Origin of the sequence: Bacillus sp. FSL W8-0920 (assembly GCF_038593215.1) — a bacterium.
GTDB lineage: Bacteria > Bacillota > Bacilli > Bacillales > Bacillaceae > Bacillus > Bacillus pumilus.
Map to the genome: position 1 here is coordinate 787,767 of NZ_CP151974.1, position 17,145 is coordinate 804,911.

The window sequence follows — 17,145 nt, forward strand, 5'->3', positions numbered from 1 at the left end:
AAATAAAAATGTACATACACCTTTCACCATGAGGTTGAATACGATGGATGGGGGTGATTCTATGAAAAGATGTAGACAATGCGGCAAAACCTATCCCTCTCATTCTAAATCCCATTACCAAAAAGGAAGCTGGTATGATGCGTATAAAGATGATGGATGGGAATGTGATAGATGTAAGAAAGGGCAAACAAGAAGACCAGTGAAAAACCCTTGTTGCGGAAAAGATCCTTGTGTTTGTGTCATTCAAGGTCCTCCAGGCGGGAGAGGAAGGAGAGGCCCAGCAGGTCCAACAGGTCCAACAGGTCCAACGGGACCAGGAGTAGGAGCCACAGGCGCCACGGGAGCCACAGGTGCAACCGGAGCCACGGGAGCAGCAGGAGCCACAGGTGCAACCGGAGCCACGGGAGCAGCAGGAGCCACAGGCGCCACGGGAGCCACAGGAGCCACAGGAGCAGCAGGAGCCACAGGCGCCACAGGTGCAACGGGAGCCACAGGAGATCCAGGAGCCACAGGCGCCACAGGAGCAACCGGAGCAGCAGGAGCCACAGGAGCAACGGGAGCCACAGGAGCAACGGGAGCCACAGGAGATCCAGGAGCAACAGGCGCCACAGGAGCAACCGGAGCCACGGGAGCAGCAGGAGCCACAGGCGCCACGGGAGCAACCGGAGCCACGGGAGCCACGGGAGCAGCAGGAGCCACGGGAGCCACAGGAGCGACCGGAGATCCAGGAGCCACGGGCGCCACAGGTGCAACCGGAGCGACAGGGGCAACAGGAGTCACCGGAGCAACTGGAGATACAGGTGCAACCGGAGCGACCGGAGATACAGGAGCCACGGGAGCGACAGGGGCAACAGGAGCTGCAGGAGCGACCGGAGATACAGGAGCCACAGGCGCCACAGGTGCAACCGGAGCGACAGGGGCAACAGGAGTCACCGGAGATACAGGCGCCACGGGAGCCACGGGAGCCACAGGTGCAACCGGAGCGACAGGGGCAACAGGAGTCACCGGAGATACAGGAGCCACGGGAGCGACAGGGGCAACAGGAGTCACCGGAGATACAGGAGTCACCGGAGCGACCGGGGATACAGGTCCAACAGGTGCAACCGGAGCTACGGGAGCCACCGGAGATACAGGTCCAACCGGCGTAGGATTAGCTGGCATCGTAGCATTTGACCCAGCATTAGCACCTACTTATCCAGTAGGTCAAGTGGTGACATTTGAAGGCGGAACGTATATCGTCAATACAGCGCCGCCAACAGGTACGCCAGATACGTCGCCAGATTATACGCTATTAGCGGCCGCGGGTGCCACGGGAGCCACCGGGGATACAGGAGCCACCGGAGTAACTGGAGCCACGGGAGCCACCGGGGATACAGGAGCCACCGGAGTAACTGGAGCCACGGGAGCCACCGGTCCAACGGGAGCCACCGGAGATACCGGAGCCACCGGAGCCACGGGAGCCACCGGTCCAACGGGAGCCACCGGAGATACCGGAGCCACCGGAGCCACGGGTGTCACCGGAGCCACGGGAGCCACCGGTCCAACGGGAGCCACCGGAGATACCGGAGCCACGGGTGTCACCGGAGCCACTGGTCCAACAGGAGCCACCGGAGATACCGGAGCCACCGGAGCCACGGGTGTCACCGGAGCCACGGGTGTCACAGGGGCCACCGGTCCAACGGGAGCCACCGGAGATACCGGAGCCACGGGTGTCACCGGAGCCACGGGAGCCACCGGTCCAACGGGAGCCACCGGAGATACCGGAGCCACCGGAGCCACGGGTGTCACCGGAGCCACTGGTCCAACAGGAGCCACCGGAGATACCGGAGCCACCGGAGCCACGGGTGTCACAGGGGCCACCGGTCCAACGGGAGCCACCGGAGATACCGGAGCCACCGGAGCCACGGGTGTCACCGGAGCCACCGGTCCAACAGGAGCCACAGGTGACACTGGTCCAACAGGAGCGACGGGTGCAACCGGTGCACTAGCGACCGCGTCTGCCAGTGTAGTTACGGGAGCTGATACTGTTGCTGACGGTGCAAATTTTGCATTTACTGGAACCACCTTTTTGAACAATGTGACTTTTACAGCTCCAGACACATTCACGGTTCAGGTGGCGGGTAATTATTATGTCAATGCACTAGTTTCTCCGACTGCTGGTCAGGCTGGCCCAACAAGTATAGCCATACAGCTTAATGGTGTAGGTGGTACTGGTACTGGTGATAACAACGGAACAACAGCTGGTCAAGAAGTTAATGCTATTGGTTTTACTGGGCAAATCCCTGCGGGTACAACGATTTCGTTAAGAAACCTTAGCGGTCAGTCCATTGATTATTCACTGGCAAGGCTTATACTATTCCGAATCGATTAATTTTCTAATCCAAACCTTGTTCTGCCAGTGCGAGATGAATTTTGATCTCGCACTGGATTTTTTTGTAATACTAAAGCTTTTTTAAGAAAAAGAATGTGCTAAACAGTTTCAAGCATCGTTTTCGTTTTTTGTATAGATTTAAATAAATGGTGAATTCATAAAGAAGTGTAGTTTTCAACAGATAACAAAGTTGGAAAATGTGGTAGACACAGAAGGACAAACTACTACAATATGACTAATTCGAGTTACAAGTTTCAAAAATACATAAATAGCCCATAAAGAAGTGCCCCCCGAAATTTAACCATGGGTTCGTATTAGACAGCTTTCTAGGCATGAGTTAGGTACAGAAATTCAGACTTTAAAGATACCAAAGAAATTTTCGATCACTGCGTTATCGTAACAGTTGCCTTTTCGGGACATACTCTGTGTAATCCCCAGTTTTTTTAGGGCATGTCTATAATGCTTCATTTGATAATGCCCGCCTTGGTCGGAATGCATAATGGTCTTCTCCTCATCTTTCAAACGGTCGAATGCCTGATGAAGCATCGTCAAGACAAGGGAATAAACGGGTATTGAATCAATTGTATAGGTGATGATCTCACCATTAAATAGATCTAATATGGGCGAAAGGTAGAGCTTCTGCCCGAATAATTTGAACTCTGTCATATTCGCTTTTCAGTTTGAAAGTGACTAGTTAAAATGTTAGGTGCAATTTTATCGAAGGTTCCAGGCGGTATCCATAACGGCCTTGATGCTCCTTATAAACGGTTTGAATCATCTTTTCAGCTTGGCACATCTCGATCAGGACGATTCGAATGCTTCACCCAGTAATAGTAGGTACTGTGCGGAATACCTGCGAGTTGAAGTAATGCTTTCACTGGATACTTATGCCTTATATGATAGACTACTTGCACTTTGTCTCGTTTGGTGATTGTTCCTTGTTTTGAACTAAGGCATTCAACTTTTTTAAATACTCATTCACCATGTGCAAATGTTCTACCTCTGCCTGTAAGCTTCCATTGATCCTTTAGTTGGTGCTTGCTTTCCTATTTTCTTTTTCATAGAGGACGCCCCTTTTTCTTTGGTTTGAGGGCGTCTGTTCCTTGTGTTTCCGTTACGTGTTGCCAATTCCAAAGCGTTGAAGAAGAAGGCAAATCAAATATTTTAGCTGTTTTCAATAGTGAAGTATCCTTTTGTGCACTCCAATATGATGTGTGATCCCAAACAAACTCTCTCAACCACTTAAGTAGCGTTTTACCGCTTTGATTTTGTCTCCCCTTGTGAATTTAGCTGAAAGAAAAGCGCCTCCAAATTTTTAGACTTCCCTTAAAGTGCACTCCTTAGAATAATGTTGAAAAATCCCTTGGTTATTTGGATGAGAACTAAGGGGATGTACTATCATGGAAAATATAGGGTGGGCATAAGCTTGAGTGGTATTCTGAAAAATAAAGGAATTAAGTGCACTTTGTGATATGCAATAAGTTTTTGAAATTTTGTAGCTTACTTAAATTGTACAAACACCATTTTCTAGATACTTGAATACGATGGATGGGGGTGATTCTATGAAAAGATGTAGACAATGCGGAAAAACCTATCCCTCTCATTCTAAAGGCCATTACCAAAAAGGAAGCTGGTATGATGCGTATAAGGATGATGGATGGGAATGTGATAGCTGTAAGAAAGGAAAGTCAGGAAAACCAGTGAAAAATCCTTGCTGCGGAAAAGATCCTTGTGTTTGTGTCATTCAAGGTCCGCCAGGCGGGAGAGGAAGGAGAGGCCCAGCAGGTCCGGCGGGTGCAGTTGGTCCAGCGGGTCCAGCAGGTCCAGCAGGCCCAGCAGGCCCGACTGGAGCCACGGGTGTAGGCTTAACGGGTATCGTGGCATTTGATCCAGCGGTAGCCCCAACCTATCCAGTAGGTCAAGTGGTGACATTCGAAGGTGGGACGTATATCGTGAATACAGCACCACCAACAGGTACGCCAGGTACGTCGCCAGATTATACCTTGTTAGCAGCAGCTGGTGAAACTGGTGCAACCGGTGCTACAGGAGCCACAGGAACAGGAGCGACTGGCGCCACAGGAGATACGGGAGCGACCGGAGTAACAGGAGCCACGGGAGCGACCGGAGCAACCGGTGCTACAGGAACAGGAGCAACCGGCGCCACAGGAGATACGGGAGCAACCGGAGTAACAGGAGCCACGGGAGCGACCGGAGCAACCGGTGCTACAGGAACAGGAGCAACCGGCGCCACAGGAGATACGGGAGCAACCGGAGTAACAGGAGCCACGGGAGCGACCGGAGCAACCGGTGCTACAGGAACAGGAGCAACCGGCGCCACAGGAGATACGGGAGCAACCGGAGTAACAGGAGCCACGGGAGCGACCGGAGCAACCGGTGCTACAGGAACAGGAGCAACCGGCGCCACAGGAGATACGGGAGCAACCGGAGTAACAGGAGCCACGGGAGCAACCGGTGCTACAGGAACAGGAGCAACCGGCGCCACAGGAGATACGGGAGCAACCGGAGTAACGGGAGCAACAGGAGATACTGGGGCGACCGGCGTCACTGGAGCGACCGGAGTAACGGGAGCAACAGGGGATACTGGGGCGACTGGCGTCACCGGAGCGACCGGAGTAACAGGAGATACCGGAGCGACCGGAGTAACGGGAGCTACAGGATTGACCGGCGCCACGGGTGTAACAGGAGATACCGGAGCAACCGGAGTAACAGGTGCAACAGGTGTCACTGGAGCCACAGGATTGACCGGAGCGACCGGAGTAACGGGAGCTACAGGATTGACCGGCGCCACAGGTGTAACAGGAGATACCGGAGCGACCGGAGTAACGGGAGCTACAGGATTGACCGGCGCCACGGGTGTAACAGGAGATACCGGAGCAACCGGAGTAACAGGTGCAACAGGTGTCACTGGAGCCACAGGATTGACCGGGGCCACAGGTGTAACAGGAGATACCGGAGCGACCGGAGTAACGGGAGCTACAGGATTGACCGGCGCCACAGGTGTAACAGGAGATACCGGCGCCACAGGTGTAACAGGAGATACCGGAGCGACCGGAGTAACGGGAGCTACAGGATTGACCGGCGCCACAGGTGTAACAGGAGATACCGGAGCAACCGGAGTAACAGGAGCCACGGGAGTAACAGGAGCCACGGGAGTAACGGGAGCTACAGGATTGACCGGGGCCACAGGTGTAACAGGAGATACCGGAGCAACCGGAGTAACAGGTGCAACAGGTGTCACTGGAGCCACAGGATTGACCGGGGCCACAGGTGTAACAGGAGATACCGGAGCGACCGGAGTAACGGGAGCTACAGGATTGACCGGGGCCACAGGTGTAACAGGAGATACCGGAGCAACCGGAGTAACAGGAGCCACGGGAGTAACAGGAGCCACGGGAGTAACGGGAGCCACAGGATTGACCGGGGCCACAGGTGTAACAGGAGATACCGGAGCGACCGGAGTAACGGGAGCCACAGGTGCCACAGGTGCAACAGGTGCTACTGGATCGAGTGCAATTATTCCGTTTGCATCAGGTTTACCTGTCGCTTTAACAACGATTGCAGGAGGTCTAGTCGGGACATCTAGTTTGGTTGGCTTTGGTAGCTCTGCAACAGGCGTTAGCATATTAGGTGGTATCATCGACTTAACAGGTGCAGCAGGTACTCTTTTAAATATGGCATTCTCTGTACCAAGGGACGGTACTATTACTTCATTTGCCGGATACTTTAGTACCACGGCAGCATTGGCTTTAGTCGGCACGAGTATTACAGTGACAGCTAGCTTATTCGCTTCACCGACACCAGATAACAGTTTCACGCAAGTAGCGAGTGTCACATTGGCTCCAGCGTTAACCGGTATTTTAACGATAGGTGCTATTTCAAACGGCATTGCTACTGGTTTGAACGTACCAGTCACAGCGCAAACAAGATTGCTTGTTGTCTTCTCGGCAACAGCTACTGGTCTTTCCTTAGTGAATACCGTAGCAGGCTATGCGAGTGCAGGCTTATCCATCACGTAATTGAAACAGGGATGACTCAATTTGAGTCGTCCCTTTTTTGTTTGAATGAATTTTCTCTTAACTTCGCAAGAAAAAATGATATGATTTTCTTAGAGTTTATTCGATGAATTTAGTTGGATTAGGGGTTGTGGCGGTGAGGATGGGCAAAAGGAAAGTCACTTTACAAACGAAAATTTTGGGATTAATTATCGGGCTTTTGCTTGTTGTCATTGCGTTATTGACCATTTGTTTTGGTTTTTTGCAGACCTCAGAAAGGCAGCGGCAAGCAGAACAGCTGGCGGTGCAAACCGCTAGAACAATCTCATATATGCCGCCCATTAAAACATCGGTGGCCACATCTGCATCGAAAAATGAAGAACAGGTAGTACTTGAGCAAATGAAGGATCAAGTTAGAGCACATGCCATCTTCATTACCAATCAAAAAGGGAAGATCCTTTTTCATACGAACCATGAGAATGTAGGAAAAACCATCAGTGTATTTAGAGGAAGAAGTACCCTGCTTTTTGGGGGAACCTCCATATCATCGGGTGATTCTAATGGTGAAACCGTTGTCAGAGGCAGTGCCCCGATTATGAAAGAAACAGGCAAGCATGAAGAAATTATTGGCACAGTCACCGTCGAATTTTTAAAAAAGGAAATCGATCAAGCGACAGCCCATCAACTATTCAAGCTTAGCTATATTGCTCTTCTTGTGCTCTTGCCTGGTATATTCGGAGCGATCTTTTTAACAAGAAGTATTCGTAAAGATACATTAGGTCTTGAACCGCATGAAATTGCTACATTATTTCGAGAAAGAGAAGCGATGCTGCTTGCGATAAAAGAAGGGATTATTGCATTTGACCGCAAAGGCGCGATTACGATGATGAATACATCTGCTGAACACATGCTGCTCGTTTCATCCGAGCTGCCGCTTCATATTGATCAAGTCTTGCCAAAAGCCAATCTCCTTGTCTATTTAAAGGAAGAGGCAATTGAACCGAACATCGAAACCGTCGTCAATGATAAAACCTATGTCTTAAATGTGAAAAAAGTGGTGCAGGACAACCGTGTCTTTGGAGGGATTGTGAGCTTCAGGGAGAAAACAGAGCTGACGAAGCTGCTGGATACATTAACAGAGGTCAGCCAATATTCAGAAGACCTGAGAGCGCAAACACACGAATTCTCAAATAAGCTGTACGCCATTTTAGGTTTGCTTGAGCTGAAGCAAGTGGATGAAGCCATTGACTTAATAAAGGAAGAATATACGCTGCAAAACCGTCAGCATGATTTACTGATGAAGCAAATTCGATCTCCTAAAATACAAGCCATCCTACTTGGCAAGCTAGGGAAAGCCTCTGAGAAAAAGGTACATTTCCACATCGATGAAAATAGTTCATTGGAGCCGCTCCCAGCACATTTAAGTCTATCTCACTTTATTACCATCATCGGCAATCTCGTAGACAATGCGTTTGAGGCTGTATTGAATAAGGAGAAAAGAGAAGTAAGCTTGTTCATCACAGATATTGGATTTGATATTATCATAGAGGTGTCTGATTCAGGGGATGGTGTCAATGAAGGAGCCATTTCACAACTTTTCACAAGAGGACATTCATCAAAGGGAGAAGGACGAGGCTATGGACTCGCCAATGTCAAAGAAGTATTGGACGAACTTGGGGGCTGGATTGAAATAACGAACCAAAAAGAAGGCGGTGCCATCTTCACTGCATACATACCGAAAGGCACAAAGGGGGAATAAATGGTGATGAAGGTACTCATTGCGGAGGATGATTTTCGAATCGCAGCCATTCATGCATCTTATATACAACAAATAGAAGGATTTCAAGTCGCCGGAAAGGCAAAGAGTGCAAAGGATATGTGGGAGGCGCTTCAAAAGGAACAAGTCGACCTCATCTTGCTTGATGTGTATATGCCCGATGAGCTCGGCACAAACCTGTTGCCGCTTTTAAGAGAACGCTATCCAGAAATAGATGTGATTATTATCACAGCGGCTACGGAAACGACACTTTTAAGAGATGCCCTTCAATACGGAGTGGTTCATTATTTAATCAAACCAGTGACCGCACAAAAGTTTGCGCAAGTATTAACTGAATATAAAGAGAAGAAAGACATCATCAATTCCAAGGATGAAGTCAATCAAACGATGATTGATTTGTTTTTTGGACAGATGCAGGAAGAGCCAAAGGAACAGGATGACAGAGACCTGCCTACAGGCATCAATTCGCTGACTTTGGACAAGGTGAAAACATTGATGGCATCAGAGAATAGTGGAATTACAGCAGAAGAACTAGGAGAAAAGATGGGGGCATCACGTACAACAGCGAGACGGTATGTTGAGTATCTCGTGACAACAGGAGAATGCCGGGCAGAGCTTGCGTACGGAATCATTGGCAGACCAGAGCGAAAATATTATCCTGCCAAAAAGCAAGCGGAGTCTTAAAAGATGAAAAAAGCAATATGCCTTGTCGTGATCATAATATGTCTTTGTATGCCGCTCACCTTTAATGAAAAAAAGGGAGGTGACTCTTTCCTGCAGCACAGCCCATTATATATCGTGGTGTCTGGTGTCCCTGACGGCGGATTTGACCAAACAGCTCAAGTGATGAAATCAGTGCTCGAGAAGGAAAAGCTGGTGAAGCGGCCGGTGAATATCCTTTATCAAAGAGGCGGAACGGTGGATAAAGGATGGACATATATGCTGGAGCGAGATACCAACTATATTAGTTTAAATTCAAGCTTATTGTTAAGCCGTAATTTGCTTGGCAGCAGTAACATGACAATGAATGATGTCACGCCACTTGCGATTCTTGCGGAAGAGTGGCAGGTCGTCGCAGTCCCAGTGGATTCTCCCTTTTCAAATGGGAAGGAGCTATTAAGCACACTAAAGAAGAAACCGGATTCCTTAAAAATTGGATTTGCCCCAGACTTTGGAAATGATGATCAAATCTCATTCGCACGAGCGGCAGAAATGGCAGGAATTGATCCATACCGTATTCAATTTTTGAAATTTGACAGTGCAGATGATTTATTTCAGGCGCTCATTGACCATGAGGTGGATGCAGCAACAACAACGATTACAGAGGTTCGTCATGATTATGAAAAGAAGAAGCTAAAACTCATAGCGACCACAACCAATCAGCGTTTAGCGGGATTTGAAGATGTGCCTACTTGGAAAGAGCAAGGCATCCCGCTCATCTTTTCTCATTGGCGTGGTGTCATGGGACCCAAGCAAATGAATCAGCACGAGATTCGTGAATGGGATCAGCTTCTTCAAAAAATGACACAAACGAATTCCTGGAAAAAGCAATTAAAGCAAAAGGGCTGGACAAGTCGTTATATGAACAGCAAAGAGGCAAAGATCTTTATGGAAGAGCAATTAAGGCGATATGAGCAGTTTATTCAAGGAGAACAAGCGGTCGAGTGAGACCGCTTTTTTTCATGGAATCCATCAAAACCAAGGTTTGAACAAAATGAACAAAAAGCATTTATCGACCGAAAAAGAATTAAAATTCATAATATTTACTTCAATTCAGGCGTCAGATATCATGACAGAAAGGGTTGGAAATGGGATACCAACATTTAATGAAAGCGTATACAACATAAGGGGTGAACAAAGTGTTAGCAATCTTAGGATTTCTTATGATGGTTGTATTTATGGTTTTGATTATGACGAAACGTATGTCTGTTTTAACGGCATTGGTGTTAACACCAATTGCATTTGCTCTTATTGCAGGTTTTCATTTTACTGAAATTTCAGACATGATTGTCAAAGGTGTGCAGCAAGTCGCACCGACAGCGGTCATGATCATGTTTGCGATTTTGTACTTTGGCATTATGATTGATGCAGGTTTATTTGATCCGATGGTGGCGAAAATTTTAAAAATCGTCAAAGGCGATCCATTAAAAATTGTCGTCGGAACAGCTGTCCTGACTATGCTTGTTGCACTTGATGGTGACGGAACCACAACGTACATGATTACAACAACAGCGATGCTTCCGTTATTTACGCTGCTTGGCATCCGTCCGATTATTTTAGCGGGAATTGCCGGAGTTGGCATGGGGATTATGAATACAATTCCATGGGGAGGAGCCACACCTAGAGCGGCGAGTGCACTTGGCGTTGATCCATCACTTTTATTTGGTCCGATGATTCCAGTCATTGGTGCAGGGGTTTTGAGCATGATTGTGGTGGCGTACTTTCTTGGGAAGTCTGAAAGAAAACGTCTTGGTGTCATTGAGCTCGAACGGCCGATTCATGCAAATGAAATGGCAGCGGCACTACAGGATGACATCAAGCGGCCGAAACTTTGGTGGTTTAACCTGACGCTTACGTTGTTATTGGTGCTCCTTCTTGTCTCTGGAAAAGTCAGCTTAACGGTCCTATTTGTTCTTGCTTTCTGTGTGGCAATTATCGTGAACTATCCGAACCTTGAACAGCAGCGTGAGCGGATTGCGGCTCATTCAACCAACGTTTTAGCGATTGCTTCCATGATATTTGCGGCAGGGGTTTTTACAGGCATCTTAACAGGCACAAAAATGGTCGATGAAATGGCAATTTCGATTGTATCTGCCATTCCAGAGCAGCTTGGCGGCTTCATTCCAGTCATTGTGGCGTTAACGAGCGGAATCTTTACGTTCTTTATGCCGAATGATGCATACTTTTATGGGGTCCTGCCGATCCTATCAGAAACAGCGGCAGCATACGGTGTTGATAAAATTGAAATCGCGAGAGCCTCTATTATTGGCCAGCCGATTCATATGTTAAGCCCACTTGTTCCATCCACTCATTTACTTGTTGGACTTGTTGGAGTATCACTGGATCAGCATCAGAAGTTTGGCATGAAATGGGCTGTGCTTGCAGTTGTCGCCATGACGGTCATGTCGGTACTCATTGGGGCCATCTCCATTTGGTAAATAAAAGAGTGTCTGCTACGTGAGCAGGCACTTTTTTTAGGTCATATTGCCGAGCAGGCTCAATTCATTTGCCCTATACAAAAACACTCTTGTTCCTCCAAAAGATATATTTTTGAAAAATACTGACACTTTTACTGTTTTTTTCTTTATAATGCAAATCAACGAAGGGAGAGGATAGCATGTCCAACCGAAAAGGCACGATTCTTTTTGCTGCTGTATGTCTCATAGCAGGAAGTTTGTCGATGGTGAGCCCAGCTTCAGCTCATGCAGATACCCCTTATTATGGAAAAAGTTATAAACAACCAGACTCAGTGAAGAAGCTATACCCTGAGCCTGACGAGACGTTCGATACCCCCGCATTTCAGAAAAAAGGAGAAGCCTTCACCACACAAGAAGAGCTTCAACAATTCTTACGTGATATTGTCCGCAAAAGTCCTTACGCTACGCAGAAGCAGATTGGAACATCCATTGAAGGACGGTCCATTCCAGCCCTCTACTTTACAAAGGATCGTCATATTTCTCCACTTTCAAAAAAGCCAACGATCTGGCTTCAAGCACAAATACACGGAAATGAACCAGCCTCCGGTGAATCGGCTCTCGTCATCGCAAAACGATTAGCTGGTGAAGAAGGAGAGCGTATACTCAATCATGTCAATATCATCATTGTCCCGAGAATCAATCCTGATGGTGCTTATGCGTTTGACCGCAGGCTTGCAAACGGAATGGATGGAAACCGTGATCATATGACATTAGAATCTCCAGAGCTGACAGCCTTGCATCAAGAATTTAATCGGTATGCGCCAGAGGTAGTTATTGATGCCCATGAATACGATGTGGGTCAAAAGCAGTTTGAAGATATCGGCTCAGCGGGAACCCTCAAATATCACGATTTACTGATCTTATCAGGGAAGAACTTGAATATTCCAGAAAGCATCCGGCTCACGTCAAATGAATTATACGTGAGCGGCGTCCGTGAAACGCTAACAAATCAAGGATTTTCAAATGATTTATATTATACAAGCACAAGAGGAATTGATGGAAAGATCGATCTCTATGAAGGCGGAACGGATGCACGAATTGGTCGAAATGCTCTGGCACTCTCCCCAGCACTATCCTTTCTTGTAGAAAGCAGAGGGATTGGCATTGGGAGAGAGGACTTTACCCGCCGCGTCGCAGCACAAGTCACCACACATGAAAAAATCATTGAAACAACGGTGAAACATGCAAAGCAGGTGAAGCAGCAAATGGTGACGGAGCGTTTGAAGCTGGTGAAAAAAGGTCTCCAATCGAATGATGACGATCAAGTGGTCATTCAAGATGATTTCAAAGCGCCGGTGGATGATTCGCTTGAAATGGTAGATATTGAAAAAGGACAGACCATCAATGTCCCTGTACGCTTTCACAGTGCGAGCGATGCTACTCCTGTCATGTCGAGAGAGCGACCGACAGCTTATCTTGTTTTACCTGGACATGAAGGGGTAGAACGGAAGCTTCAAACCTTAGGGTTAAAAAGTGTCACATTGCCTGCCAGTGTAAAAGTACCGGTACAAGCCTATCAAGTAACAAAACGAGATGAAAAAAGCAAAACAGATATTCAGCTTGAAACAGAACTCACCCAAAAGAAACGTCAGCTGCCAAAAGGGACAAAGGTATATTTCACGGCGCAGCCGCAAACGAATTTGTTGTCACTTGCCCTTGAGCCAGAATCAAAAGACAGCTACATGTCATCTGGATTTATTGCTTCAAAAGTAGGCGATGAACTGCCAGTGTACCGGTTCTTGCTATCTAAAAGGACGTTGGGCATTAAATAAAAAAGGGCTAAAATCAACATCATTTTAGCCCTTTGTCTACAATCTAGAAGCGGCACAGTGCGTGCTGCTTTTTTATTTTCGTCCTGCTCTTATTTCATCAGTCAAGCCTTCATATGGTGCTTCGGCGATAATGGTTTCGTCATTTACACCTGCATGATGGATATACGTAATGTCCGCAAATTCTGGAACAACATATTTCGGATATGTTTCGTACTTTTCACGAGATTCTTTCATGAGATCGATGTAGTCATTTTGATAGCAAACTGTGATATCTGGACGTTCATGCACCCATTTTGGGAAGAAGATGACGCCATGCTTGCGCTTTTCTTCAGGCATAAAGTTCAGAGAGACGTCTGTCCCAGTTGGCTCTGTCCAAGAAACTTTGTAAACGCCTTTTGTTAGCTTCACAATATTCACTTCTTGATCACGGACCCAGCGGCCTCCAACCATTCCGCTATGAATGCGGTAATCAATGGTGTGATCGTTTTTAATGTAAATCTCATATTCCCAGCCATTTTCATACGTATAAATCATATGAAGTCCAACGAATTGATCCATGTTGATTCCTTCTTTCATTAGAATGATGTTGTTTCAAACATGTCGTGATTTACATGTTTATTTTAAAGTCTGTGGTATACTATTGTCAAAGAATAAGCGTTGGAGGCACATCATGAGAGTTTTGAAATATGCCATTCTTGGTTTACTAAATCAGTGTGAGCTGACTGGATACGATATCACCAAACATTTTAAGGATTCCCTTGGACAGTTTTGGAGCGCGAAGCATAGCCAAATTTACCCTGAGCTAAAACGGCTCACAGAAGAAGGGTTTATTGAATTTGATGTTCGTATACAAGGAAAGAAGCTGGAGAAGAAGGTTTATCAAATTACAGAGGCAGGGCAAGCAGCATTGCATCAGTGGTTAAGGACAAAAGACCCGATCCCAGAAACAACAAAGGATGAATTCATGCTCAAAACATTTTTCATCTCCTCCATGGACAAAAAAGAAGCAGCTGATCTGTTTACACATCAACTGCTAGAGCGCACGAAGAAAGTCGACATGCTAAAGCAGAAGCTGCATGCGTTAACAGAGGAAGATCCTGGGGCTGAATCGCTTCATTCAGCGCAATTTGGGCATTACTTAGTGCTGACAAGGGCAATTGAAAGAGAAAAAGGCTATGTCCGCTGGCTCGAGCAAACCCTTAAACGGATTGATTCATCCTCGCTCTAAGGACAATGGTCGGATGATATGATAAAAAATGGTTTGAAACTAGTGAATTTATAAATAGAAACCGCTACAATGGATATATTCGTATTAAAGTGAGGCGAGTATGTTTGAGTAATCAAGAAGCGTTGTGGAATGAAGCAGAAGCTTTTATTTCTGTATGCTATGAAGAATTGGGCAAGTCAAATGAAGAGAAAGCAGCACGTCTGCATGAAATAAAACAAGAAATTAACTCTAAAGGGACGTATACTCACACACAAGAGGAATTGGCGCATGGAGCGAAAATGGCGTGGCGCAACAGCAACCGCTGCATTGGCCGTTTATTTTGGTCAACCCTGCATGTTCACGACTGCCGTCATGTGAAGACAGAAAAAGAGGTGAAAGAGGCACTCTTTCATCATATTGAGTATGCGACCAATGATGGGAAAATCAAACCATCCATTACGATCTTTCCTCCAGAAAATCATGCGCAAAAGGAAGTCGTCATTTATAATCATCAGCTCGTTCGTTATGCAGGCTATGAGACGGAGTACGGCAACATCGGCGACGAGGCTTCTCTTGAATTAACAAAGTTGTGTGAAGCCCATGGCTGGAAGGGGGAAGGCACGCATTTTGATATCCTGCCTCTCATGTTTCAGCTAAAGGATCAACGGCCAGTTTTGTATGAGCTTCCGAAAGAAATCATCCAAGAAGTCGAGATTACCCATCCTGAATATGAAGGATTTCGTGATTTAGGACTGAAATGGTACGCCGTTCCGATTATTGCTGATATGAAATTGGAGATTGGTGGTATTCATTACAATGCAGCGCCGTTCAATGGCTGGTATATGGGCACAGAAATTGGCGCACGTAATCTAGCCGATGAAAATCGCTACAATATGCTGAAAAAAGTCGCTTCGATTTTAGGACTGGACACAACAAAGAATGCGTCGCTTTGGAAGGACAAAGCCATTGTTGAGTTGAATGTGGCGGTTCTTCATTCTTACAGAGAAGCAGGGGTGACCATTGTTGATCACCATACAGCAGCACATCAATTCAAACAGTTCGAAAAGCAGGAAGAAAAGGCTGACCGTAAGCTGACTGGGGACTGGACTTGGCTGATTCCACCGGTATCACCAGCTGCTACCCACATCTTCCACAAGCATTACGACAATACCATTGTGAAGCCGAATTATTTTTATCAGGAAAAGCCCTATCATGGAACAGAAAAAGCCTAGCGAAAGCTAGGTTTTTTTTATGAAAACTTCATCCCTTGATGCGAAAATCCTGATAATGAGCGAACTCAGTGAGCGGCTCCATCTGCATATCTGTGACCTTTGAAAAAGGGCTTCCTTTCCGGACAGTCTTTAAGAAATCAAGCACTTCCTGCTGCTCACCCTCTACCTTTAACTCGACATGCCCTTCATCTGTGTTGCGTACCCAGCCTTTCATCCCGCGATTGACGGCTTCTCCTTGTACAAAATAGCGAAAACCGACTCCCTGCACCCGTCCTGTGACAATGGCATGATAATGAATCAATGTCATCTCTCCTTTTTTCTCATCGTACCATAGCATCTAACTGACCTTCACGCATCGACTATGATTTCATTGTCTAACGATGTAAAATAATAGCCATGAGACAATCAAAGGAGATGGTCATCGTGGGACAGAAGAGATACGACATAGTAGGAATTCAAGTAGGACAACCCATCACGACCTATGCAAACGGAAAAGAAATCAAAACAGCCATCAACAAAAAGCGAATTCATGAGCCTGTCTATTTGAGTAAGGTCAATTTTGAGGGAGATGGTCAAGGTGATTTGGTTCATCATGGAGGATATGATAAAGCCGTCTGCGTCTTTCCATACGATCATTATGCTTATTTTGAGCAGTTTTTAGGGGTTCCGTTACAGGAAGCTGCCTTCGGTGAGAATGTGACCGTGCACCAACTAGTTGAAACAGAAGTGCGGATTGGCGATGTATTTCAGCTTGGAGAAGCACTTGTTGAAGTGAGCCAGCCAAGACAGCCGTGTGTGAAACTATCTTTTAAGCATGGCAACATGAAGCTTGTAAAGGAAGTACAGCAAACGGGGTATACCGGCTTTTATTTACGGGTGCTGAAAGAAGGCTTAGTGCCTGCTGATGCTTCTCTTGTATTAGTAGAAAAAGCACCTCATCACATTACAGTCCATGAAGTGAACGAGGTCAAATATCGTCAAACAAGTCCAGAGAGGCTAAAAGCCGTTCTTGAAGTAGATGCCTTAGCAGATGTCGTGAGAAAGTCTTTAGAAAAACGAATTCAGCCCATTTAAAAAAAGCCGTACATTAGCATAAGATGTACGGCTTTTAAGCGCTTATGAGCTAGGTTTCTTTTGCTCAAGAAGATTTGCAAGGAAATATGTTTTTAAGCTTTGAAGCTTTCTTCCTTCATGCTTGGTCACACCAAGCTTCTTTAATTCTTCGACATACCAGCCTTTGCTACCATAATGCATGATAGAAAACTCCTTTCAATTGAAACTGCCTGCATTGTAACATCTCAAAAAAGGACGTGAAAAGTGTGCAGGTATGAATAAATGAAAACTGATTCTATCTTCCTATGATCCATGTATATGCTGGAAATAATCATTTATGAATTTGGCGGGTTGAGGGTAACGATGATCATGCCAACCGTCATAATCATGATGACAATACCAAGATAAGTCATCATGGATTGTTTTTTCTTAATACCTACAACCGTTAAGATAATACTTTCAATCAAAAAGATAACGCCGATGATGATGAACCACATATCAAATAAGACCCCTTTCGCATATC

14 protein-coding genes and 1 pseudogene are annotated in these 17,145 nt (G+C 46.5%); 10 read left to right on the forward strand and 5 right to left on the reverse strand.

Annotated elements, in window-relative coordinates:
• The first annotated feature begins 61 nt into the window (after nucleotides 1–61).
• Entirely contained in the window at nucleotides 62–2,371 is a 2,310-nt protein-coding gene (locus tag NSS78_RS03765; protein WP_342468298.1) for a collagen-like repeat preface domain-containing protein, read from the forward strand.
• 338 nt (nucleotides 2,372–2,709) lie between these two features.
• On the opposite strand, the pseudogene NSS78_RS03770 reads toward NSS78_RS03765, so the two are convergent.
• Nucleotides 2,710–3,638, reverse strand: a pseudogene (locus tag NSS78_RS03770) (DDE-type integrase/transposase/recombinase); the annotation flags it as partial.
• A 295-nt stretch (nucleotides 3,639–3,933) separates the two neighbouring features.
• Here NSS78_RS03770 and NSS78_RS03775 point away from each other — a divergent pair.
• The 6 genes from NSS78_RS03775 to NSS78_RS03800 all read left to right on the forward strand — a co-directional run bounded on the left by NSS78_RS03775 (nucleotide 3,934) and on the right by NSS78_RS03800 (nucleotide 13,130).
• On the forward strand, nucleotides 3,934–6,408 hold the full coding sequence (locus NSS78_RS03775; RefSeq protein ID WP_342468299.1) for an exosporium glycoprotein BclB-related protein: 2,475 nt from the start codon (nucleotides 3,934–3,936) through the stop codon (nucleotides 6,406–6,408).
• A 139-nt stretch (nucleotides 6,409–6,547) separates the two neighbouring features.
• Nucleotides 6,548–8,143: a sensor histidine kinase gene (locus tag NSS78_RS03780; protein WP_342468373.1), complete on the forward strand. Its 1,596-nt coding sequence runs from the start codon at nucleotides 6,548–6,550 to the stop codon at nucleotides 8,141–8,143.
• A gap of 3 nt (nucleotides 8,144–8,146) precedes the next feature.
• Nucleotides 8,147–8,845 (forward strand): response regulator, encoded by a 699-nt coding sequence (locus tag NSS78_RS03785; RefSeq protein ID WP_034620234.1) that lies wholly within the window; start codon nucleotides 8,147–8,149, stop codon nucleotides 8,843–8,845.
• A gap of 3 nt (nucleotides 8,846–8,848) precedes the next feature.
• Complete coding sequence (locus tag NSS78_RS03790; RefSeq protein ID WP_212046549.1) at nucleotides 8,849–9,829, forward strand: tripartite tricarboxylate transporter substrate-binding protein; 981 nt, start codon at nucleotides 8,849–8,851, stop codon at nucleotides 9,827–9,829.
• Nucleotides 9,830–10,020: 191 nt separating this feature from the next.
• Nucleotides 10,021–11,319, forward strand: a complete 1,299-nt coding sequence (locus NSS78_RS03795) for a citrate:proton symporter (protein ID WP_212046548.1) — start codon at nucleotides 10,021–10,023, stop codon at nucleotides 11,317–11,319.
• 179 nt (nucleotides 11,320–11,498) lie between these two features.
• Nucleotides 11,499–13,130, forward strand: coding sequence for a M14 family metallocarboxypeptidase (locus NSS78_RS03800; RefSeq protein ID WP_342468300.1), 1,632 nt, complete (start codon nucleotides 11,499–11,501; stop codon nucleotides 13,128–13,130).
• A gap of 72 nt (nucleotides 13,131–13,202) precedes the next feature.
• On the opposite strand, the gene NSS78_RS03805 is transcribed toward NSS78_RS03800, so the two are convergent.
• A complete protein-coding gene (locus tag NSS78_RS03805; protein WP_342468301.1) occupies nucleotides 13,203–13,688 on the reverse strand; it encodes a phenolic acid decarboxylase in 486 nt (161 codons plus the stop codon).
• 112 nt (nucleotides 13,689–13,800) lie between these two features.
• On the opposite strand from NSS78_RS03805, the gene NSS78_RS03810 reads away from it, so the two are divergent.
• Nucleotides 13,801–14,358 (forward strand): PadR family transcriptional regulator, encoded by a 558-nt coding sequence (locus NSS78_RS03810; protein ID WP_212046546.1) that lies wholly within the window; start codon nucleotides 13,801–13,803, stop codon nucleotides 14,356–14,358.
• 104 nt (nucleotides 14,359–14,462) lie between these two features.
• Nucleotides 14,463–15,569 carry a nitric oxide synthase oxygenase gene (locus tag NSS78_RS03815; RefSeq protein ID WP_212046545.1) on the forward strand — a complete coding sequence of 369 codons (1,107 nt, stop codon included), beginning with the start codon at nucleotides 14,463–14,465 and terminating at the stop codon, nucleotides 15,567–15,569.
• 28 nt (nucleotides 15,570–15,597) lie between these two features.
• Here NSS78_RS03815 and NSS78_RS03820 read toward each other — a convergent pair whose 3' ends face one another.
• Nucleotides 15,598–15,870, reverse strand: coding sequence for an acylphosphatase (locus NSS78_RS03820; RefSeq protein ID WP_050944813.1), 273 nt, complete (start codon nucleotides 15,868–15,870; stop codon nucleotides 15,598–15,600).
• Nucleotides 15,871–15,992: 122 nt separating this feature from the next.
• Between NSS78_RS03820 and NSS78_RS03825 the strand changes: the two genes are divergently transcribed.
• Entirely contained in the window at nucleotides 15,993–16,643 is a 651-nt protein-coding gene (locus NSS78_RS03825; RefSeq protein ID WP_003214182.1) for an MOSC domain-containing protein, read from the forward strand.
• Nucleotides 16,644–16,685: 42 nt separating this feature from the next.
• On the opposite strand, the gene NSS78_RS03830 is transcribed toward NSS78_RS03825, so the two are convergent.
• Together NSS78_RS03830 and NSS78_RS03835 are read right to left on the reverse strand one after the other, a co-directional pair.
• Complete coding sequence (locus NSS78_RS03830; protein ID WP_003214303.1) at nucleotides 16,686–16,823, reverse strand: YflJ family protein; 138 nt, start codon at nucleotides 16,821–16,823, stop codon at nucleotides 16,686–16,688.
• Between the two features lie 134 nt (nucleotides 16,824–16,957).
• The gene (locus NSS78_RS03835; protein WP_003214360.1) at nucleotides 16,958–17,119 is read right to left on the reverse strand and encodes a hypothetical protein; all 162 of its coding nucleotides are present in this window, start codon (nucleotides 17,117–17,119) and stop codon (nucleotides 16,958–16,960) included.
• Between the last annotated feature and the right edge of the window lie 26 nt (nucleotides 17,120–17,145).